We start from the raw sequence: 20,721 nt of genomic DNA, 5'->3' as shown, positions 1-20,721 counted from the left end.
CGGTGTCGACCGTGGCAGGAGTATCCATGTCCCTGATCATCACCGACGATTGCATCAACTGCGACGTCTGCGAACCCGAGTGCCCGAACGAAGCGATTTCCCAGGGTGAAGAGATCTACGTGATCAATCCCAACCTGTGCACCGAATGCGTGGGTCACTATGACGAGCCGCAGTGCCAGCAAGTCTGCCCTGTGGACTGCATCCCGCTGGATGAAAACCACGTGGAGAGCAAGGACGAGCTCATGGCCAAGTACAACCTGATCACAAGCAAGGCATAACCGAACGCATATCCTGTCGGCATACGTGCTTTCGCCGAAGACACTGGCTTAACGCCTGTTGAATTGAGCGAGATACGCATGATCTCTATGCTGGAACGGATACCTGTTTTGTCAGGCGCAGTGTTTCTGCTGTGCGTTTTTTCGGCCCAGGCCAGCCCCGATCACCCTGATCAGGCCGCCATTGCCAGTCCGCACCCCATCGCGACGGCCGCCGGTCAGGAAATCCTGGTCGACGGCGGCAACGCATTCGATGCCGCAATCGCCATCAGCGCGACCCTCGCCGTCGTGGAGCCCTACGGGTCGGGCCTCGGCGGCGGCGGGTTTTTCCTGCTGCGCCAATCCGGCATCCCCGTTCAGTATCAATTTCTCGACGCGCGCGAAAAGGCGCCGCTCAAATCCAAACCCAAAATGTTCCACCGCAAAGGGATCCTCCAGCCGGACCTATCCCTCAACGGACCTCTGGCGGCCGCGATTCCCGGGCTTCCCGCTGCGCTGGTCGAACTCGCCGAACGCTATGGCCGATTGCCGCTTACGATTTCACTCGCGCCGGCAATCCGGGTCGCCTATCGCGGTTTCAAAGTGGACAGTGTTTATCGCGAACGCGCCAGTTGGCGGCTGTTCGCGCTGCGTAATGACAAGGAGAGTGCGCGCCTGTTTCTGCGCAACAACGATGTGCCAAATCTGGGTGACGTCATCACCCAGCCGGAACTGGCGCAGACGCTGGAGCGCCTTGCCGACAATGGCCGCGCAGGGTTCTACAGCGGTCTGGTGGCGCAGGCGATGGTCAGCGGCGTTCGCCGCGCAGGGGGCATCTGGAATTACCACGATTTCGAAGAATATGAAGTCGTCACGCGCACGCCTTTGCGCGTTCAGATGGCCGATCAACGGGAGCTGATCAGCGCACCTCCGCCCTCGGCAGGTGGCATCGCTCTGGCGCAAAGCCTGTTCATGCTGCAACAACTGCCGTGGCGGGAGTCAGGGAAAATCCAGCGGGCGCACTTGGTGATCGAGGCACTGCGCCGCGCTTACCGTGATCGCGTATTGCTGGGGGACCCTGACTTCGTGCCCAATCCGGTGGCTCAACTGCTCTCCCCCGACTACCTGCTGCAACTCACCACCAGCATCGACCCCCACCGCGCCACGCCCAACAACATCCTGCCACCCGCCCCGCGCTGGCGTGAGGGCGATAACACCAGCCATTTCGCGGTCCTGGATAACGAGGGCAACGCCGTCACGGCGACACTCTCGCTGAATCTGCCCTTCGGCTCCGCGTTCACCGTGCCTGGCACTGGGATCATCCTCAACGATGAAATGGACGACTTTGCCATCGACCCCAAAGGCCAAAGCACCTCGGCGGCGGCAGGCGGTCACGCCAACGCCATTGAGCCGGGCAAGCGGCCCCTCTCCAGCATGAGCCCGAGTTTCATAGAAGGCCCGCAGTCCCTCGCAGCCTTCGGCACCCCGGGCGGCAGCCGTATCCCCAGCATGGTGCTGCTGTCGATACTGCAATACCTTGATGATCAGCCGATTGCCAACTGGGCATCAACGCCGCGCTATCACCACCAGTACACGCCGGATGTGGTCGAGTACGAGCCGGGGACTTTCACTGAGCAGGAACTGGCTGACCTGCGCGAGCGCGGTTACACGCTGAAAGAGACGGCGAAGGATTTTGGCAACCAGCAGGTGTTGTTGTGGCACAAGAACAGTGCCCGGGTTGAAGCGGCCAGTGATCCACGCGGCATCGGCGTTTCGACGATATTCAAACCCGATGGCGCGCTGAAGCTGATGCGCGCCTGCGCCGATCAGTCCTGCTTGCCGTAACCATCGCCGGTGCAACCCAGGCAGCGGACAAATGCCGCCTTGCCCGGATCCACGACAAGGGCCTTGCCGGTGCGGCCAATGCCGCCACCGGCGGCGGTAAACGGCAATGCAACCACAAACAACCCGGCGCCAATGACGGTGGCAACGATGAGAATCGGCCGCGCAATCAGCAGGTCGCCGATCATCGCGTAGGCAGGAGGACTTTCGATTTCGTAGACGGGATCACCACTGCCTGTCGCGTCCTGAGCCAGCGCAGGCGTGAATTGCAAGCCGAAGAACACGGCCAACGTGGCAGCAAGCATGCGAAACGGGCTCATGGCATGGTCCTTCAGGCTAAGGCAGATATGAAGCTGTTCACTATAAACAGGGCGCGGGCTTACGCAAGGGGCGGCGTGTCTCACTGACGACACACGCCCTGTAGGAGACGTCGGATAAACCCTGGCGACCAAGCGGCGGTCAGTACTTCCTGTCGCTGTCGGGAATTATTTCTGGCACTTCGGGCAGTAAACGCTGGCCCGCTGACCCAGCTTCACTTCTCGCAGCGTGGTCCCGCAGACCTTGCACGGCTGCTCGCCGCGGCCGTACGCGAACAGTTCCTGCTGGAAGTAGCCGGGCTGGCCGTCGCCGCCGATGAAATCCCGCAGCGTCGTCCCGCCTCGCTCGATGGCGGCGGCCAGGATGCGTTTGATTTCAATGGCCAGCTTTATATAGCGCGCCTTGGAAACACTCCCGGCGGTACGGCGCGGATCGATTCCGGCGGCAAACAGGGCTTCGGTCGCATAGATGTTGCCGACGCCCACCACGATTGCGTTGTCCATGATGAAAGGCTTGACTGCCATCGCCCGGCCGCGAGAAAGCTCGAACAGACGCAAACCATCGAACACCTCGGTCAGCGGTTCCGGCCCCAGGCGCGCGAGCAGCTCGTGGTTGAGCGGATCAAGGCTCCAGAGCATGGCGCCGAAACGACGGGGGTCGGTGTAGCGCAAGGCCAGGCCGGACTCGAGTTCGATGTCGACGTGCTCATGCTTGAGCGGCGGCAGACCGGCATCCACCAGGCGAAGATTGCCCGACATGCCGAGGTGGCTGATCAAGGTGCCGACCTCCGCCTGGATCAGCAGATACTTGGCGCGGCGCTCGACGGCCACGATTTTCTGCCCAGACAGGCGCACGTCGAGGTCTTCGGGGATCGGCCAGCGCAGGCGACGATCGCGCACGATCACCCGGCTGACGCGCTGGCCCACCAGATGCGGTGCGATGCCCCGACGAGTGGTTTCGACTTCAGGTAATTCAGGCATGGGGCCGCTCGATGAAGGGTGAGGTCAGGTGCGCAGGGTCAGTGCGCACTCAGCTCACGAATACTTTCTTTGAGGTTTTCGAAGTCATAGTCAGAGAAGCCGACGTAGTCGAGCACCAGAGGACCAATGCTGTTCCACTCGTGGTCGACGGGCTCGTTGCCCAGGACGCGGTGAGATTCGCACACATGCTCGGCCATTTTCAGCACGGCCAGCATGTTTTTCAGTGGCGCGTTGCGACCCGAGTCGTCCTGAAAAATCGCCAGCGCGTTGTGGTGATTGGCAATGGCGTTGCTCACATGTTCAGGCAAACGCCAGGACTTGGCGGTGAAATAACCGACAACGGCGTGGTTGGTGTTCAGCAGCCTGTTCTCGGTGTCGACGACGCGGCACTCGGCGGTGGCGTTGGAATACGCTTCTTCGAGCACGCTCATGTAATCGGGGAAACGCTTGATCATTAGCGGCACGCCGCAGTCATGAAACAGACCCAGCGCGTAGGATTCGTCCACGGTTTGTGAGCCGATGCGCTTGGCGATCGTCAGACTGGTCATCGCAACGTCCTGGGCGGTGTCCCAGAAACGGTTGAGCACGACGATGGTTTCGTCGCTCATCTCGCCCTTGATCGACTGCGCGTTGATCAGGTTGATGACCGAGCGACTGCCGAGCAGATTCACCGCCCGCTGAATCGAAGCGATTTTATTGCTCAGGCCGTAATGGCTGGAATTGACGATTTTCAGCAGCGCGCCGGAAAGCCCCGGATCCTGGGCGATCAACCGGGCGATGGCACCCAGGTCAGGGTCGGGCATGTACTGCTCCATCTGCAAATCCACCATGATTTGCGGCTGGGGCGGGACGCTGATGCCTTGTAACGCCTGCTGGATCTGCTCGGACGTAAGCTCTTGGGACATAACTTCACACTCGGGGTCAGGCCACGATTCTAACCCCTCGCGGCCATGGGTCGACAACTGGATGACGATTCAACGGATCCGACGGACAGCCAGACGGTAACAGAGCACGGCGCGCCCGCCAGCCGACTGACGCGCTATACTCCCGCTCTTTTTTCCGGAGCGACGTCATGTCCCTGCCTAGCTTGCGCCTCAAGCCCAACGCCGATCGCCGCCTGCGCGCCGGTCATTTGTGGGTCTACAGCAACGAAATCGACGTCGCTGCCACCCCGCTCAACGGCTTTGCTCCTGGCGCTCAAGCCATTCTCGAAGCCGCGGGTGGCAAGCCGCTGGGCATCGTCGCGATGAGCCCGCAAAACCTGATCTGCGCACGGTTGCTGTCCCGCGACGTCAAGCTGCCACTGGACAAGTCGCTGCTCGTTCATCGCCTGAACGTCTGCCTGTCGCTGCGCGAGCGTCTGTTCGACAAGCCGTTTTATCGCCTGGTCTATGGCGACTCCGACCTGCTGCCGGGTCTGGTTGTAGATCGTTTCGGCGACATTCTGGTGGTGCAGCTGGCGTCAGCCGCCATGGAGCAACTGAAACACGACGTGCTGGCTGCGCTGATTCAAGTGATCAAACCGAGCGGCATTCTGCTCAAGAACGACTCCGCCGCGCGCGACGCCGAAGGGCTGAACCGCTACGTTGAAACCGCGTTCGGCCTGGTGCCGGAGTGGGTCGCGCTGGAAGAGAACGGCGTGAAATTCGAAGCGCCGGTGATGGAAGGCCAGAAGACCGGCTGGTTCTACGACCATCGCATGAACCGCGCGCGCCTGGCGCCTTACGCCAAGGGCAAGCGTGTGCTGGACCTGTTCAGTTATATCGGCGGCTGGGGCATCCAGGCCGGTGCGTTCGGCGCCAGCGAAGTGTTCTGCGTGGATGCGTCTGCCTTTGCGCTGGACGGTGTAGAGCGTAACGCGGCGCTGAATGGCTTCGCGGAGAAGGTCACCTGCATCGAAGGCGACGTGTTTGAAGCGCTGAAGGAGCTGAAAGCCGCTGAAGAGCGTTTCGACGTGATCATCGCCGACCCGCCTGCGTTCATCAAACGCAAGAAAGACATGAAAAACGGCGAAGGCGCCTACCGCCGCCTGAACGAGCAAGCCATGCGCCTGCTCAGCAAGGACGGCATTCTGGTCAGCGCTTCCTGCTCGATGCACCTGCCGGAAGACGACCTGCAAAACATCCTGCTGACCAGCGCCCGCCATCTGGACCGCAACATCCAGCTGCTCGAGCGCGGAGGCCAGGGCCCGGACCACCCGGTCCACCCTGCGATCCCAGAGACCCGCTACATCAAAAGCATAACCTGCCGGTTGCTGCCGAACAGCTGATGGCTGTGGCGTAACGAGATCGCCCATTTATGCAGATCCCGCGCGGATCTGAAGGCGATTGCTCCCTGTGGGAGTGAGCTTGCTCACGAAGACGGCGTTGCACCCGCTGAAGCTTTAGCGAATGTACCGCCACCTTCGTGAGCAAGCTCACTCCCACAGTTGCGTTTGTCTGCAGATACATCTGTGTTATCAGACCGATGAATCCGCAGCCCCACTTCCCGCCATTCCCTCCCGCCCTCACAGGTGTAGAATCAGCGCTATTCATCGCCAGTCATCCCCCGGCGGGTTTATGAGCTCAGGCTGGGCGTACGGTGATCCCGTATCGTTCGGTTTCTTCGCTGCATCCGGTCACTGCCTTTTGCACACGACGTCACTAGAAGCTCACTCCCTTCCTTATTCAGCCGATTAGCCGGAGTGTTCCAATGCCTGATTACCGTTCGAAAACGTCCACCCACGGCCGCAATATGGCCGGCGCCCGCGCCTTGTGGCGTGCCACGGGCATGAAGGACGACGATTTCAAGAAGCCGATCATCGCCATCGCCAACTCGTTCACCCAGTTCGTACCGGGCCACGTCCACTTGAAGGACATGGGTCAGCTGGTGGCGCGCGAGATCGAAAGAGCAGGCGGCGTGGCCAAGGAATTCAACACCATCGCGGTGGATGACGGCATCGCCATGGGCCATGACGGCATGCTGTATTCGCTGCCAAGCCGCGAGATCATTGCCGACTCGGTCGAGTACATGGTCAACGCCCACTGCGCCGATGCCATTGTCTGCATCTCCAACTGCGACAAGATCACCCCCGGCATGCTGATGGCTGCGTTGCGCCTGAACATCCCGGTGGTCTTCGTCTCCGGCGGTCCGATGGAAGCCGGCAAGACCAAGCTTGCCAGCCACGGCCTGGACCTGGTCGACGCCATGGTCATCGCTGCCGACTCCACCGCGTCCGACGAAAAAGTCGCTGAATACGAGCGCAGCGCCTGCCCGACGTGCGGTTCGTGCTCCGGGATGTTCACCGCCAACTCGATGAACTGCCTGACCGAAGCCCTGGGCCTTGCGCTGCCGGGCAACGGCTCGACGCTGGCGACCCACTCCGACCGCGAACAGCTGTTCCTGCAGGCCGGCCGCACCATCGTCGACCTGTGCAAAACCTATTACAAAGACAATGACGACTCGGTGCTGCCGCGCAACATCGCCAACTTCAAGGCCTTTGAAAACGCGATGACCCTCGACATTGCCATGGGCGGCTCGACCAACACCATCCTGCATTTGCTGGCCGCTGCCCAGGAAGCCGAGATTCCGTTCGACCTGCGCGACATCGATCGCCTGTCGCGCCGCGTGCCGCAACTGTGCAAGGTCGCGCCGAATATCCAGAAGTACCACATGGAAGACGTCCACCGCGCCGGCGGCATCTTCAGCATTCTGGGCTCGCTGGCCCGTGGCGGACTGCTGCACACCGACCTGCCGACCGTGCACAGCAAATCCATGGAAGAAGCCATCGCCAAGTGGGACATCACCCAGACTGACGACGAAGCGGTGCATCACTTCTTCAAAGCGGGCCCTGCCGGTATTCCGACCCAGACGGCCTTCAGCCAGTCGACCCGTTGGGAAACCCTGGACGACGACCGCGAGAACGGCTGCATCCGCAGCGTCGAGCACGCCTACTCGCAAGAAGGCGGCCTGGCCGTGCTGTACGGCAACATCGCGCTCGACGGCTGCGTGGTAAAAACCGCCGGCGTGGACGAATCGATTCATGTGTTCGAAGGCAACGCCAAGATTTTCGAAAGCCAGGACAGCGCCGTTCGCGGCATTCTGGCGGACGAGGTGAAGGCCGGGGACATCGTGATCATCCGTTACGAAGGTCCGAAAGGCGGCCCGGGCATGCAGGAAATGCTGTACCCGACGTCATACCTGAAATCCAAAGGCCTGGGCAAAGACTGTGCGCTGCTGACCGACGGACGTTTCTCGGGCGGGACCTCTGGCCTGTCCATCGGCCACGCTTCTCCTGAAGCCGCAGCCGGCGGCGCGATCGGTCTGGTTCGTGACGGCGACAAAGTGCTGATCGACATTCCGAATCGCTCGATCAACCTGATGATCGACGACGCGGAAATGGCCGAACGTCGCGCCGAGCAGGAAAAGAAAGGCTGGAAGCCGGTTGAGTCCCGCCCGCGCAAGGTGACCACCGCCCTCAAGGCCTACGCCCTGCTGGCGACCAGCGCCGACAAAGGTGCTGTGCGTGACAAGGCCCTGCTGGACAAGCTGGTGCCGTAAGCATCACCCCGCACTGAAAAACACCCCGCCTGTCGGGGTGTTCTTTTGTCTGCCGGCCGCTTTAAAGAGGCAAGGCTCGACCATCCGTCGAACATCCACCCGGGCCCATCAATTTCGCCGGCAACAGATCCAGACACCGGCGATTCATGAGCCAATGGCTACGGTGATCGCACCCAACAGCAGGCAAAGACTGGCGACCAACGTCAGACGCAGACGCATCGGCAAATACCAGGCGGGCAGTGTTGCCGTCTTCACCAGACGCCGGTCCTGCCAGTAATGCGTGACGAAACCTAAAATCAACAGCAAAAGCCCCAGCGGTGCCGGCAATAACAGAGCGGGCCAGGCGATCAGTGCCGGGATGACACTCCAGATGAACCGCTCGCGACATTGATCGGCACTCAACCCTTGCAGGGTCATGGCGAACCCCCAATGCAGCGCGCCCACAAAGCTCAGGATCACCGCCCCGTAAGCAACCAGCGCTTGCGTCAAGAAAGGGCGATATTCGACTGAAAAAAGAATCAGCAACAGCAGCCCAACGAACGGCAGCAACCCCCCATAGCCCAGCAGGGCGACATACCTTGGCGACGAAGACAGCGACAACGCTTTCATTTGAGCCCCTTCCAGTCATTTACTTGAAAGACTATCGCTCAAAAGCGCAATCCTGTTTAGCTTCTCTTCGCTCGAACGGAAAAAGGACCACGCCCTCAAACCAACTGATCAAGGCCTTGATCCCTAGACGCTGAGACCTTCATATGAATACGTTGATCTATTGGTTCCGTCAGGACCTGCGACTTGCCGACAACCCAGCGTTCACTCACGCATGTGAAATTGCTGACACGCTGCTGCCGGTTTACTGCGCACCCGTGACGACTTCGTCGCCATGGGGATTCGAGCGCATCGGCGCCCACCGCCAGTATTTCGAACAATCAGCGGTCAGCGCACTGGCCGAGCAGTTGCGGGCTCACGGCAGTGGGTTGATGCAGATCGAGGGTGATCCGGTGGAGCGGCTTGTCGCCCTGGCCCACGAATGGGGTATCGATACGGTCATCTGCGAACGCATCGCGGCGCCGGAAGAGGAAGCACAGGTGCAGGGCCTTCGCGCAGCGGGATTGACCGTGGAAGATCACTGGCAGTCGACGCTGTTTTCGCTGGATGAGTTGCCGATGGCGGTCGAGGAGTTGCCCGACGTATTCAGCAGCTTTCGTCGTCTTGTGGAAAAAGCCCACACTTCTGCACGCCCCGTCATACCGTCGCCAACGACAATTCCTGCACTGCCCCCAGGTTCGAGCATCAAGCCGGTCACGCTGCAGGCGCCTCCCGCTTTGGACTCCCGCTCGGCGTTTGCTTACCAACAGCAAGCGTTCCACGGTGGCGAGCAGGCAGCCATTGAGCATCTGCAGCAGTATTTCAGCCGCGGATTGGCGAACAGCTATAAAGCCACCCGCAATAACTTGAGCGCTGTGGACGACTCCACCAAGTTTTCGCCCTGGCTTGCACGGGGTTCGCTGTCAGCGCCGCAGATCGATCAGGCTTTGAAGGCTTTCGAGGCCGAACACGGCGCCAACGACAGCACGTACTGGATATATTTCGAATTGCTCTGGCGTGATTACTTTCGCTTGCTGCACCTCAAATACGGCCGGCTTCTCTACCGCGCCAGCGGCCTGAAAGGTGGCAGCGAGCCGGGCCACAACCCACAGGGGTTCGCGCGCTGGTGTCGGGGTGAAACCGGAGAGGCGCTGATTGACGCTGGCATGCGGGAATTGGCAGCAACCGGCTACTTATCCAACCGAATGCGCCAGATCGTCGCCAGTTACCTGATCTTTGACCTCAAGAGCGATTGGCGCGCCGGGGCCGCCTGGTTCGAAGCGCAGCTGGTGGATTACGACGTCTACAGCAATCAGGGCAATTGGCTGTACATCGCCGGCTACGGAACGGACCCCAGGGGCGGTCGGCGCTTCAACACCGCGAAGCAGGCCGACGAGCATGATGCCGACGGCGCCTACCGCAGGCTATGGGCCTGACAGTGCGCGGCACAGCATATCGCCGCGCCGCGCGATGAGACGGGTTACTGAATCTCGTCCGGTTTGACGATCACCCAGTTCTTGTCCGCCGTCACCGGCAATCCCTCTTTGGCCTGAGCTTCGGCGTTGGTCTTTATCATGCCGTTGAGCTGGGTCATGTACTTGTCCTTGCGATTGACCCACAGGTGAACGCCCCCTTTGCTGACGTCGACGCTGTGGAACAGCATGTAGCCGTCGCTGGTAGGGGTGTCGCCGCCGACCAGCACCGGTTTTTTCCACTGATCGATGTAGGTCAGGATCGCCGCCTGCTTGCCGGCCATCCACGTCGCCGGGGTCCACAGGTAAGGCGTCAGCTCAAGACCGAGGTTGGCTTTCTCATCGTACTTGCCGGCGGTGATCTGCTTGCGCGCGGTCGTCAATTCGCCTGTCTCGCGGTTCTTAAGCAGCGTGGTCACGCCGATGACATTCTGCGGCTTCACGTTGTAGCCGTACTTGGGATCGGCGGCGACCATGCGCACCAGCTCTTCGGAGGCCGCGGTCATGACATAGACCTCGATGCCGTTTTCCATCAGCTTGTTGTACAGCTCGGCCTGGCCGGTGAAGACCTTGGGCGGCTGCACTTCGATGGTCTTGACCACGTCGCCTTCGTAATAGGTGCTTGGTACGGGTTTACCCGAGGCCATCAGCTCGTCGACGTAGCCTTTGAGTTCTTTGAGGGTGAAGCCGGAAAACACTTGCGCGACCCATGGATAACAGACCATGTCGTCGATTTCGCAGAGTCGATAGTAGTAACTGAACAGGCTTTCCTTATGGTCAGCGGTGTCCTTGAACGGGATGAGCTTGAGAGAAGGATCGAGTTTGTCGCGGGTGATCAGCCCTTTGTTTTCCATGAACGGCAGCAGTGACTCTTCCAGATCGTAGCGGTAGCTGGTGTTGTCCATGTCGAAAACGGCGAAATTACCTTTGTTGGCGTTCGCCGCAATCATGGCGTTGAGCTGCTTGGCGGCAGGCGCAGGCCAGTGGGTCAGCTCGGTGGCGAGTGCCTGTCCGGCCAGGCCCAGGCACAGCGCGGTGGCCAATAATGTTGGTACGAATTTCATGGTGATCCCCTCCCCTTTTTTGGTTCGAGGAGGACCGTAACAAAAAGCCATGACTGTTTCGATGCGTCAGCGACAGCGTCCGTTCTCACCGCGTCACCTCAGGCGCCATTCGCGACAGATGACATGAAAACGACGTTTTTGTGACAACGCTTGAGCTGCTTAAACTTGTGGGAGCGAGCTTGCTCGCGAATAGGCCGGTACATCCCCTAAATCTTCACCGGCTGAAATGCCATCTTCGTGAGCAAGCTCACTCCCACCGTTGACCGCACTCCCCTGTAGGAGTGAGCTTGCTCGCGATAGCGATATCAGGCCCGCTCCCAAACCTCGAAACTGTACGCAGGCTTGTCATCCAGTGCCGGGTTTGGCGTGTCGGAAACCAGTTTCCACTGCGCCAGATCGAATTCCGGAAACCACGCATCGCCTTCGGGACTCAACGCAACGCGGGTGAGGTACAGGCGGTCAGCGTGCTCGAGGGCCTGGCCGTAAAGCTGGGCGCCGCCGATCAGCATCACTTCGCTGACACCTTGCTCGCGCGCCCACTCTTCCGCGCGATGCACCGCCGCGTCCAGAGAGGTAAATACTTCGGCGCCTTCAAGCTGCAAATCCTGCTGGCGCGTGACCACCAGATTCAACCGACCCGGCAGCGGACGGCCCAGGGAATCCCAGGTCTTGCGCCCCATGATGATCGGCTTGCCCAGCGTGGTCGCCTTAAAATATTTGAAATCGCCCGGGAGGTGCCAGGGCATAGAGTTATTCCAGCCGATAACGCGGTTTTCACCGATAGCTGCAATCAGGCTGAGTGGGAGAGAGTTTTTCATGGCGGCGAGGATACCAGAGGCGCCTGTTTTGCTGAACTGACAAAGTGAAAGGCGTTTCATAGCGGCAGTTTTCGTTTCGCTCTCTCCACCGGTTATGCTCACCCACGACTTTACCGACGAGACGCCGCGTGACTGCACTGACTCCCCTTGATGAACTCTGGCTGACCGAAGCCGTGCGCCTGCGTGAAGAACACGCTGGCGCGCTCGAAGATGAAGAAGCCAATCGCCGCGCTCGTGCCGCTGCGGGCGACCTGCAAACCCGGATCAAACACCGCGCCCTGTGGCTTGCCGAACGTGACGGCATGCGCAAGGCCCTGCACCACTGGAAACAAGGCGCGCGGCTGGCGCTGATCGTGCTGGCGGTGTTCACGGTGGTCAGCGGCGCCGGACTGGCTTTCGCCGCATTGGGCGACGGACAAACGCCTGTCAATGTGTTCTGGGCGCTGGGCAGCCTGCTCGGGCTTAACCTGATTCTGCTGACAAGCTGGGCGATGGGCCTGCTCTTCGTCGGGGAAAATACCGCCGGCCTCGGTCGCCTCTGGATGTGGCTCAGCGAGAAGCTGGCACGCGATGCCCAGGCCGCGCAGCTCGCGCCGGCGTTGATATTTCTGCTGCAACGCAAGCGTCTGAACCGATGGGTGCTGGGCATCTGCGTCAATGGCCTGTGGCTGCTCGCCCTGCTCAGCGCTCTGACGCTGCTGCTGTTACTGATGGCGACGCGGCGCTACGGCTTCGTCTGGGAAACGACCATTTTGGGCAGTGACACTTTTGTCAGCCTGACCCGAGGCCTGGGGGCGATTCCGTCGTTGCTGGGTTTCAGCGTGCCGACCGAATCGATGATTCGCGCCAGCGGCGACAACGCCCTCGCCATCGAAAACGCCCGTCAGGCCTGGGCCGGATGGCTGGTCGGCGTGCTGGTGGTGTTCGGTATTGTGCCGCGTCTTCTGCTGACGGTGCTGTGTTACCTGCGTTGGCGCGTGGGTCGACAAGGGTTGGCGCTGGATCTGAATCACCCCGGCTTCGTCGAACTGCGCGAGCGCTTGATGCCCAGCAGTGAACGGCTGGGCATCAACGATGCAGCGCCTCCTGAGCTTCACGCGGTAATCACCGGTCCTTCGGCGAGCGAAAGCCAAGGTGCGCTGCTCGTCGCCATCGAGCTGGACAATCAGCAGCCGTGGCCGCCCGAGCTTCCCGACAACGTAGTCAACGCCGGCGTTCTCGACTCCCGGGAATCACGGCGCACACTGCTTGACCAACTGACACGCTATCCGCCCGCGCGCCTTGCCATTGCCTGCGACCCACGTCGCTCGCCAGACCGCGGCAGCCTGGCGTTGATTGCAGAACTCGCGCGCTGCGCCACGGCGACGCGCATCTGGCTGTTGCCGGCCCCCACCGGACAGGCGCTGGACGCCGACCGACTGGAGGATTGGCACACGGCGTTGCAGCAGCTTGAACTGAACTGGACCGACAGCGCGCCAGTGAACTGGCTGGAGAGCGGACATGACTGACAAGGACGCAATTCGACCGCTGAAACTGGCCGTGGTTGGCCATACCAACGTCGGCAAAACCTCGCTGTTGCGCACGCTGACCCGCGATGTCGGCTTCGGCGAAGTCTCCCATCGTCCGAGCACCACCCGGCACGTCGAAGGCGCGCGGTTGTCGGTGGATGGCGAGGCGCTACTTGAGCTGTACGACACGCCTGGCCTGGAAGACGCCATCGCCCTGCTGGATTATCTCGAGCGGCTGGACAGACCCGGCGAACGGCTCGACGGCCCGGCGCGGCTCGGGCGCTTTCTGGAGGGCAGCGAGGCGCGCCAGCGTTTCGAACAGGAGGCAAAGGTGCTGCGTCAGTTGCTCGCCTCCGACGCCGGCTTGTACGTGATCGACGCGCGAGAGCCGGTGCTCGCCAAATATCGCGACGAGCTGGCGGTCCTCGCCAGTTGCGGCAAACCCTTGCTGCCCGTGCTCAATTTTGTCAGCAGTGCGCAGCAGCGCGAACCGGACTGGCGTGAAGCGCTGGCGCGTCTCGGACTGCATGCGCTGGTGCGTTTTGACAGCGTCGCCCCACCGGAAGATGGCGAACGCCGTCTGTATGAAAGCCTCGCCCTGCTGCTGGAAACATCACGGGGAAGACTTGAGCGTCTTATCGCAGACCAGCAGGCCCAGCGTGAAGCTCGCAAGCAGAGCGCAGCCAGGCTGATCGCCGAACTGTTGCTGGACTGCGCAGCCTGTCGCCGAAGTGTGGCAACGGATTCCGGTCAGGTGCAGGCGGCGATCGATGACCTGCGCAAGGCCGTGCGCCAGCGCGAACAACGTTGCGTCGAGTCGCTGCTCAAGCTCTACGCCTTTCGTCGCGAAGACGCCTCGGCCAGCGATTTACCCTTGATGGATGGCCGTTGGGGCGATGACCTGTTCAATCCCGAAACCCTGAAATTGCTGGGCGTGCGCGTGGGTGGCGGTATCGCTGCGGGCGCGGCCGCAGGTGCTGGCGTGGATTTGCTGGTTGGCGGCATCACGCTGGGTGCGGCGGCACTGGTCGGCGCGATTGCCGGCGGCGCCCTGCAAACAGCGCGCAGTTATGGCGGCCGGTTGATGGACAAATTCAAGGGGCAGCGCGAACTGACGGTCGACGATGCCGTGCTCCGGCTGCTGGCGCTGCGCCAACGGCAACTGCTGCAAGCCTTGGAGGTGCGGGGTCATGCCGCGATAGAGAGCATCAAATTGACAGCCCCTCTCGACAAAACCTGGCGCGAAGGCAAGCTGCCAGAGGCGCTGCATAAGGCGCGGGCGCACCCGCAATGGTCGTCGCTAAATCCGGGGGCGAAGCTGAATCAGAACGAGCGGCAGGAGCAAGTCGAGGCGTTGGCGAAGACCGTGCTCGTCTGAAATGAGCCACACGACTGATCGGGCGGCAAGCTGCCGACAGTCGCTTCAATCATTTTGCGGTAGGGGAATTGCGCGCGGACCGGTATGATCGCGCGCCCGATACACCCGGAAGCACACGCGCATGAAACCCACCTTGATCGCCGCTGCAGAACTCGACCGCATCGAGACCTGGCAGAAATACTCCAGCTATATGTGCGGGGGCTGCGTTTCCAGCTGCTGCACGCTGCCTGTGGAAGTGAAGATCAAGGACCTGATCCGCATCGGCATCGTTGACGAGTTCGAACAAGGGGATAACCCGAAGAACATCGCCAAGCGGTTGCAGAAGGACGGGATCGTCGAGCGCTTCAACCAGAAGTCCGGGATCTTCACCCTCCAGCGCATGAGCAACAACGATTGCCTGTACCTGGATCGCAAGAGCCGGCTGTGCACGATCTACGACAAGCGCCCCGACACCTGCCGCAATCACCCGAAGATCGGCCCTCGCCCGGGTTATTGCGCGTACAAGCCGAAAGAAGTCGTGCGTGAAAGCACCGGCACGCTGAACTCGAACTCCGGCCGTGTGCCGTTGAAGTTCTAAGCCCCTACAGAGTTCGCGCACGCGTTCCCGGCTAAAGCCGGTCCTACCAAAGGCGCGCGGGCTTTAGTGGGACCGGCTTTAGCCGGGAAGGGGCCGGATTGAGCAACATCGACCTCACATCGACACCGGCCAAACCAAACCCCAGACAAACAAAAACGCCCCCGGCCTTTCGACCGGGGGCGTTTTCGTTCAGCCGGGGCTAGTTACGCCTTGGCTTTCTTGGCAGCACGGGTACGCTCGCCTTCGTCGAGGATCTTCTTGCGAAGACGGATCGACTTAGGGGTAACTTCGCACAGCTCGTCGTCCTGGATGAATTCCAGAGCCTGTTCCAGGGTGAAGCGAACAGGTGGAACCAGAGCGATGGTCTCGTCCTTGCCCGAAGCACGCATGTTATCGAGCTTCTTGCCTTTGGTTGGGTTGACGCCCATGTCGTTGTCGCGGCTGTTCAAGCCAACGATCTGACCGTTGTAGATCTCCTGACCGTGCTCGACGAACAGCTTGCCGCGCGCCTGCAGGGTTTCCAGGGAGTAGGTCAGTGCCTTACCGGTTTCAACCGATACCAGAACGCCGTTCTGACGACCGGACATGTCGCCGGACTTCATGGTGTCGTAGCGGTCGAAGATCGAGGTCAGGATGCCAGCACCGTTGGTCAGGGTCAGGAACTGGTTACGGAAACCAATCAGGCCACGAGCAGGGATGTTGTATTCCAGACGCACACGGCCTTTGCCATCCGGCACCATGTTGGTCAGGTCGCCCTTACGCAGACCCATCTCTTCCATGACCTTGCCCTGGGATTCTTCCGGGGTATCGATGGTCACGTTTTCAAACGGTTCCTGCTTCACGCCGTCTACCTGACGGATGATCACTTCAGGACGACCGACACCCATTTCGAAGCCTTCGCGACGCATGGTTTCGATCAGTACCGACAAGTGCAGCTCACCACGGCCCGAGACCTTGAACTTGTCAGCCGAGTCGCCTTCTTCAACGCGCAGAGCAACGTTGTACAGCAGCTCTTTGTCCAGACGCTCCTTGATGTTACGGGAGGTCACGAACTTGCCTTCTTTACCGCAGAACGGCGAGTCGTTGACCTGGAAGGTCATCGAAACGGTCGGTTCGTCAACGGTCAGCGGCTTCATCGCTTCAACTGCGTCCGGGTGGCACAGAGTGTCGGAGATGAACAGCGAGTCCATACCGCTGATGCAGACGATGTCGCCAGCGGCAGCTTCTTCTACGTCGATGCGGTGCAGACCGTGGTGACCCATCAGTTTCAGGATACGGCCGTTGCGGCGCTTGCCGTCAGCACCGATCGCGACAACCGGGGTGTTCGGCTTGACGCGGCCACGAGCGATACGGCCAACACCGATGACGCCCAGAAAGCTGTTGTAGTCCAGTGCCGAGATTTGCATCTGGAACGGACCATCACGGTCGACTTTCGGCGCAGGTACGTTGTCGACGATCGACTGGTACAGCGGGGTCATGTCTTCAGCCATGTCGGTGTGATCCAGACCGGCAATGCCGTTCAGGGCCGAGGCGTAAACGACTTTGAAGTCCAGCTGTTCTTCGGTAGCACCGAGGTTGTCGAACAGGTCGAAGATCTGGTCCAGAACCCAGTCCGGACGCGCGCCTGGACGGTCAACCTTGTTGATGCACACGATCGGACGCAGGCCGGCTTCGAAAGCCTTCTTGGTCACGAAACGGGTTTGCGGCATAGGGCCGTCTTGAGCGTCGACCAGCAGCAGAACGGAGTCAACCATCGACATCACGCGCTCTACTTCACCACCGAAGTCGGCGTGGCCCGGGGTGTCAACGATGTTGATGTGGTAGCCATTCCAGTTGATCGCGGTGTTCTTCGCGAGAATGGTAATACCGCGCTCTTTTTCCTGGTCGTTGGAGTCCATCACGCGTTCGTCGTTGAGCTCGTTGCGCTCAAGGGTGCCGGACTGGCGCAGAAGCTTGTCGACGAGGGTAGTTTTACCGTGGTCAACGTGAGCAATGATGGCGATGTTGCGTAGATTTTCGATCACTTGTGTATCTCGATCAGAGGATTCGGTCAGCTGTCTGATTGTAGGCAGCTATGAACGGTGGAGCCGGCGAAAGCCGTTACGGCTGACGACTGGTGTCGGGGGGCCGGTGACGCAAGCCACAGGCAAACAGCCCCGGGCACTTAGCTCGGTCGATAAACGCGCACATTGGCATGCCCCTCACTGAGCAGATGATGAGCATGCAGGCGACTCATGACGCCTTTGTCGCAATAGAGCAGGTACTGGCGCGTGTCATCCAGTTCCTTGAAACGGCTGTTCAATGCAAAGAACGGCAGCGTTTGTACTTCGACGCCAGTCAGCGCCAGCGGGCGGTCTTCTGCTTCATCCGGGTGACGGATGTCGATGACCACTTGCCCCGCCAGCGCCTGACTGACTTCTTCAATCTGAACGTCCTGGCCCAATTCCTCGATCACGCGATCGATCGGTACCAGACGAGCGTTTTCCAGCGCACGTTCGAGCACGGCCATGTCGAACGATTTTTCTTCGTGCTCGACCCGATTGCGCTTGGCGGCGGTCTTCGGATTCACCGAAATCACACCGCAGTATTCGGGCATGTGCCGGGCAAAATCGCCGGTGCCGATCTGATCGGCCAGGTCGATGATGTCCTGCTTGTGACTGGCGATCAGCGGTCGCAGGACCAGCTTCTCCGTCACGCAATCAATGACCGAAAGGTTGGGCAGCGTCTGGCTGGACACCTGGGAAATCGCCTCGCCGGTCACCAGCGCGTCGATTTCCAGCCGGTCGGCAATGTTGGTCGCAGCGCGCAACATCATACGCTTCAATACTACGCCCATATGACTGTTATCGACTTTTCCGAGAATTTCTCCCAGAACTTCCTCGAACGGTACGCTCACGAACAGCACCCGCTGAGAGCTGCCGTACTTCTTCCAGATGAAGTGCGCGACTTCCATCACGCCCAGCTCGTGAGCACGTCCGCCCAGATTGAAGAAGCAGAAATGGCTCATCAGGCCGCGACGCATGATCTGGTACGCGGCCACGGTTGAGTCAAAGCCACCGGACATCAGGATCAGGGTCTGTTCAAGCGAACCCAGCGGATAACCGCCGATGCCGTTGTGCTGGCTGTGGATCACGAACAGGCGCTGGTCCCGAATCTCGATTCTGACCTCGACTTCCGGGGCTTTCAGCGAAATGCCGGCGGCGTTGCATTCACGACGCAGTTTGCTGCCGACGTACTTCTCGACGTCCATGGAGCTGAAGTCATGATGGCCCGCACGCTTGCAGCGCACCCCGAAAATCTTGCCGGGGAGCGCGTCGCCGAAGTGCAGCTTGCACTTCTCGTAGATGTCTTCCATGTCGCCCAGCGGATACTGGTCAACCTGCAGAAAGTGCGTGATGCCGGGCATGCAGCTGAGCCGCTCGGTCATCTCGCGCAGGACTTTGGCATCCTCGACCCTGGTTTCGACCTCAAGGTTGTCCCACACACCATCCACCACCAACGCCGGGTCCAGATCGCGGAGCACCGTACGGATGTTCTTGGCCAGCTGTTTGATGAAGCGCTTGCGCACAGGCCGGCTTTTGATAGTGATTTCTGGGAAGACTTTGACGATTAATTTCATGAAAACAGCGCGCTAGGTCCCGGTCGAAAAAGGGGGGCGCGGATTATAGCGGAAATTGCTCAAGGTTTAACCAGTTATCGTACGGCCAATCGTCCGCGCACCAAAACGGCCCTGTATACAATTACTTGGCACCATAAGGGTGCGCCGGTTTTCGAATATGCGACGTTTAACGCGCTTAAAGTCAGCTATTCCCGCGGAAAACCCAACACAGGGCACTGGCATGCAAATTGCTCCCTTGTGAGGCAGGTTGCCTTGGTCGAGTATCGCGCCCGGCATCACCCAAATTGAAGGGCCAACCACTACTCAGGCCCTAATCCACCCCGGAGGACAACATGTCGAAGTCGGTTCAACTCATCAAAGATCATGACGTTAAGTGGATTGATCTGCGCTTCACGGACACCAAAGGCACTCAGCACCACGTGACCATGCCGGCCCGCGATGCGCTGGAAGACGACTTCTTCGAAGTCGGCAAAATGTTCGACGGTTCCTCCATCTCGGGCTGGAAAGGTATTGAAGCCTCCGACATGATCCTGCTGCCGGACGACGAAACCGCCGTGCTGGATCCGTTCACCGAAGAGCCTACCCTGATCCTGGTTTGCGACATCATCGAACCTTCGACCATGCAAGGTTATGATCGCGACCCACGCGCCATTGCTCACCGCGCCGAGGAATACCTGAAGTCGACCGGTATCGGTGACACTGTATTCGCCGGCCCTGAGCCAGAATTCTTCATCTTCGACGAAGTGAAATTCAAGTCCGACATCTCCGGCTCCATGTTCAAAATCTACTCCGAACAAGGTTCGTGGATGTCCGACGCCGACATCGAAGGCGGTAACAAAGGTCACCGTCCAGGCATCAAAGGCGGCTACTTCCCGGTTCCACCGTTCGACCACGACCACGAAATCCGCACCGCAATGTGCAACGCCCTGGAAGAAATGGGCCAGGTCGTCGAAGTTCACCACCACGAAGTGGCAACCGCAGGCCAGAACGAAATCGGCGTGAAATTCAACACGCTGGTTAAAAAGGCTGACGAAGTTCAGACCCTGAAATACGTCGTGCACAACGTTGCCGACGCTTACGGCCGCACCGCTACCTTCATGCCCAAGCCTCTCTACGGCGATAACGGTTCGGGTATGCACGTTCACATGTCCATCTCCAAAGATGGCAAGAACACCTTCGCAGGCGAAGGTTATGCCGGCCTGTCCGACACCGCTCTGTACTTCATCGGCGGCATCATCAAACACGGCAAGGCCTTGAACGGCTTCACCAACCCGGCAACCAACTCGTACAAGCGTCTGGTTCCAGGCTTCGAAGCGCCGGTCATGCTGGCCTACTCGGCTCGTAACCGTTCGGCGTCGATCCGTATTCCTTACGTCAACAGCCCTAAGGGCCGTCGTATCGAAGCACGTTTCCCGGACCCGGCAGCCAACCCGTACCTGGCCTTCGCTGCCCTGTTGATGGCTGGCCTGGACGGCATCCAGAACAAGATCCACCCTGGCGATGCGGCTGACAAAAACCTGTACGACCTGCCGCCTGAAGAGGCGAAAGAGATCCCGCAAGTTTGCGGCAGCCTGAAGGAAGCCCTGGAAGAGCTGGACAAAGGTCGTGCGTTCCTGACCAAAGGCGGCGTATTCAGCGACGACTTCATCGACGCTTACATCGCGTTGAAATCCGAAGAAGAAATCAAAGTGCGCACGTTCGTACACCCACTGGAATACGAGCTGTACTACAGCTGCTGATCCAGTCGCGCCGGCGAGAGCCGCGTGA

17 protein-coding genes are annotated in these 20,721 nt (G+C 60.2%); 9 read left to right on the top strand and 8 right to left on the bottom strand.

Annotation, left to right across the window (positions count from 1 at the left end):
- The first annotated feature begins 26 nt into the window (after positions 1-26).
- Both IFT47_RS13265 and ggt read left to right on the top strand, forming a co-directional pair.
- Complete coding sequence (locus tag IFT47_RS13265) at positions 27-278, top strand: YfhL family 4Fe-4S dicluster ferredoxin (RefSeq protein WP_065991092.1); 252 nt, start codon at positions 27-29, stop codon at positions 276-278.
- An 87-nt stretch (positions 279-365) separates the two neighbouring features.
- Positions 366-2,099: a gamma-glutamyltransferase gene (gene ggt, locus IFT47_RS13260; protein WP_244655955.1), complete on the top strand. Its 1,734-nt coding sequence runs from the start codon at positions 366-368 to the stop codon at positions 2,097-2,099.
- Here the strand turns inward: ggt and IFT47_RS13255 are convergent.
- The 3 genes from IFT47_RS13255 to IFT47_RS13245 form a co-directional block, all read right to left on the bottom strand.
- The gene (locus IFT47_RS13255) at positions 2,081-2,416 is read right to left on the bottom strand and encodes a multidrug transporter (protein WP_192173001.1); all 336 of its coding nucleotides are present in this window, start codon (positions 2,414-2,416) and stop codon (positions 2,081-2,083) included. The genes ggt and IFT47_RS13255 overlap by 19 nt on opposite strands.
- 165 nt (positions 2,417-2,581) lie before the next feature.
- Positions 2,582-3,394 (bottom strand): bifunctional DNA-formamidopyrimidine glycosylase/DNA-(apurinic or apyrimidinic site) lyase, encoded by an 813-nt coding sequence (gene mutM, locus IFT47_RS13250; protein WP_192173002.1) that lies wholly within the window; start codon positions 3,392-3,394, stop codon positions 2,582-2,584.
- 38 nt (positions 3,395-3,432) lie between these two features.
- A complete protein-coding gene (locus IFT47_RS13245) occupies positions 3,433-4,299 on the bottom strand; it encodes an HDOD domain-containing protein (RefSeq protein ID WP_192173003.1) in 867 nt (288 codons plus the stop codon).
- Positions 4,300-4,466: 167 nt separating this feature from the next.
- Here IFT47_RS13245 and IFT47_RS13240 point away from each other — a divergent pair, with 167 nt between their 5' ends.
- A complete protein-coding gene (locus tag IFT47_RS13240) occupies positions 4,467-5,663 on the top strand; it encodes a class I SAM-dependent rRNA methyltransferase (RefSeq protein ID WP_192173004.1) in 1,197 nt (398 codons plus the stop codon).
- A 422-nt stretch (positions 5,664-6,085) separates the two neighbouring features.
- Positions 6,086-7,933, top strand: coding sequence for a dihydroxy-acid dehydratase (gene ilvD / locus IFT47_RS13235; protein ID WP_192173005.1), 1,848 nt, complete (start codon positions 6,086-6,088; stop codon positions 7,931-7,933).
- A gap of 144 nt (positions 7,934-8,077) precedes the next feature.
- Here ilvD and IFT47_RS13230 read toward each other — a convergent pair whose 3' ends face one another.
- On the bottom strand, positions 8,078-8,542 hold the full coding sequence (locus IFT47_RS13230; protein WP_192173006.1) for a DUF3429 domain-containing protein: 465 nt from the start codon (positions 8,540-8,542) through the stop codon (positions 8,078-8,080).
- A gap of 143 nt (positions 8,543-8,685) precedes the next feature.
- Here IFT47_RS13230 and IFT47_RS13225 point away from each other — a divergent pair, with 143 nt between their 5' ends.
- Positions 8,686-9,954 carry a DASH family cryptochrome gene (locus IFT47_RS13225; RefSeq protein ID WP_192173007.1) on the top strand — a complete coding sequence of 423 codons (1,269 nt, stop codon included), beginning with the start codon at positions 8,686-8,688 and terminating at the stop codon, positions 9,952-9,954.
- A 44-nt stretch (positions 9,955-9,998) separates the two neighbouring features.
- Here the strand turns inward: IFT47_RS13225 and IFT47_RS13220 are convergent, their stop codons facing one another.
- Together IFT47_RS13220 and IFT47_RS13215 are read right to left on the bottom strand one after the other, a co-directional pair.
- Positions 9,999-11,054 (bottom strand): haloacid dehalogenase-like hydrolase, encoded by a 1,056-nt coding sequence (locus tag IFT47_RS13220; RefSeq protein ID WP_192173008.1) that lies wholly within the window; start codon positions 11,052-11,054, stop codon positions 9,999-10,001.
- 305 nt (positions 11,055-11,359) lie between these two features.
- Positions 11,360-11,872 carry a dihydrofolate reductase gene (locus IFT47_RS13215; RefSeq protein ID WP_192173230.1) on the bottom strand — a complete coding sequence of 171 codons (513 nt, stop codon included), beginning with the start codon at positions 11,870-11,872 and terminating at the stop codon, positions 11,360-11,362.
- Positions 11,873-12,000: 128 nt separating this feature from the next.
- On the opposite strand from IFT47_RS13215, the gene IFT47_RS13210 reads away from it, so the two are divergent.
- The 3 genes from IFT47_RS13210 (at position 12,001) to IFT47_RS13200 (ending at position 15,335) form a co-directional block, all read left to right on the top strand.
- Positions 12,001-13,380, top strand: coding sequence for a DUF2868 domain-containing protein (locus IFT47_RS13210; protein WP_192173009.1), 1,380 nt, complete (start codon positions 12,001-12,003; stop codon positions 13,378-13,380).
- The gene (locus IFT47_RS13205) at positions 13,373-14,758 is read left to right on the top strand and encodes a GTPase/DUF3482 domain-containing protein (RefSeq protein ID WP_192173010.1); all 1,386 of its coding nucleotides are present in this window, start codon (positions 13,373-13,375) and stop codon (positions 14,756-14,758) included. The genes IFT47_RS13210 and IFT47_RS13205 overlap by 8 nt, the downstream gene beginning before the upstream one ends.
- 121 nt (positions 14,759-14,879) lie before the next feature.
- Positions 14,880-15,335 carry a YkgJ family cysteine cluster protein gene (locus IFT47_RS13200; RefSeq protein WP_074890161.1) on the top strand — a complete coding sequence of 152 codons (456 nt, stop codon included), beginning with the start codon at positions 14,880-14,882 and terminating at the stop codon, positions 15,333-15,335.
- Positions 15,336-15,538: 203 nt separating this feature from the next.
- On the opposite strand, the gene typA is transcribed toward IFT47_RS13200, so the two are convergent.
- Together typA and thiI are read right to left on the bottom strand one after the other, a co-directional pair.
- Complete coding sequence (gene typA / locus IFT47_RS13195; RefSeq protein WP_122536774.1) at positions 15,539-17,359, bottom strand: translational GTPase TypA; 1,821 nt, start codon at positions 17,357-17,359, stop codon at positions 15,539-15,541.
- A gap of 140 nt (positions 17,360-17,499) precedes the next feature.
- Positions 17,500-18,954: a tRNA uracil 4-sulfurtransferase ThiI gene (thiI, locus tag IFT47_RS13190; protein WP_122624387.1), complete on the bottom strand. Its 1,455-nt coding sequence runs from the start codon at positions 18,952-18,954 to the stop codon at positions 17,500-17,502.
- 332 nt (positions 18,955-19,286) lie between these two features.
- Here thiI and glnA point away from each other — a divergent pair, with 332 nt between their 5' ends.
- A complete protein-coding gene (gene glnA, locus IFT47_RS13185; protein WP_037018763.1) occupies positions 19,287-20,693 on the top strand; it encodes a glutamate--ammonia ligase in 1,407 nt (468 codons plus the stop codon).
- Positions 20,694-20,721 lie beyond the last annotated feature (28 nt).

This window comes from Pseudomonas sp. CFBP 13711 (assembly GCF_014842265.1).
In the GTDB taxonomy this organism is placed as follows: Bacteria; Pseudomonadota; Gammaproteobacteria; order Pseudomonadales; family Pseudomonadaceae; genus Aquipseudomonas.
The sequence above is the reverse complement of the archived record's forward strand: the minus strand, read 5'-3'. Positions and strand labels throughout refer to the sequence as shown.

Bases quoted from the DNA above. Each gene is read 5' to 3' on its own strand.
- IFT47_RS13265 (WP_065991092.1), top strand. From the start codon at position 27: ATGTCCCTGATCATCACCGACGATTGCATCAACTGCGACGTCTGCGAA.
- ggt (WP_244655955.1), top strand. From the start codon at position 366: ATGCTGGAACGGATACCTGTTTTGTCAGGCGCAGTGTTTCTGCTGTGC.
- IFT47_RS13255 (WP_192173001.1), bottom strand. From the start codon at position 2,416: ATGAGCCCGTTTCGCATGCTTGCTGCCACGTTGGCCGTGTTCTTCGGC.
- mutM (WP_192173002.1), bottom strand. From the start codon at position 3,394: ATGCCTGAATTACCTGAAGTCGAAACCACTCGTCGGGGCATCGCACCG.
- IFT47_RS13245 (WP_192173003.1), bottom strand. From the start codon at position 4,299: ATGTCCCAAGAGCTTACGTCCGAGCAGATCCAGCAGGCGTTACAAGGC.
- IFT47_RS13240 (WP_192173004.1), top strand. From the start codon at position 4,467: ATGTCCCTGCCTAGCTTGCGCCTCAAGCCCAACGCCGATCGCCGCCTG.
- ilvD (WP_192173005.1), top strand. From the start codon at position 6,086: ATGCCTGATTACCGTTCGAAAACGTCCACCCACGGCCGCAATATGGCC.
- IFT47_RS13230 (WP_192173006.1), bottom strand. From the start codon at position 8,542: ATGAAAGCGTTGTCGCTGTCTTCGTCGCCAAGGTATGTCGCCCTGCTG.
- IFT47_RS13225 (WP_192173007.1), top strand. From the start codon at position 8,686: ATGAATACGTTGATCTATTGGTTCCGTCAGGACCTGCGACTTGCCGAC.
- IFT47_RS13220 (WP_192173008.1), bottom strand. From the start codon at position 11,054: ATGAAATTCGTACCAACATTATTGGCCACCGCGCTGTGCCTGGGCCTG.
- IFT47_RS13215 (WP_192173230.1), bottom strand. From the start codon at position 11,872: ATGAAAAACTCTCTCCCACTCAGCCTGATTGCAGCTATCGGTGAAAAC.
- IFT47_RS13205 (WP_192173010.1), top strand. From the start codon at position 13,373: ATGACTGACAAGGACGCAATTCGACCGCTGAAACTGGCCGTGGTTGGC.
- IFT47_RS13200 (WP_074890161.1), top strand. From the start codon at position 14,880: ATGAAACCCACCTTGATCGCCGCTGCAGAACTCGACCGCATCGAGACC.
- thiI (WP_122624387.1), bottom strand. From the start codon at position 18,954: ATGAAATTAATCGTCAAAGTCTTCCCAGAAATCACTATCAAAAGCCGG.
- glnA (WP_037018763.1), top strand. From the start codon at position 19,287: ATGTCGAAGTCGGTTCAACTCATCAAAGATCATGACGTTAAGTGGATT.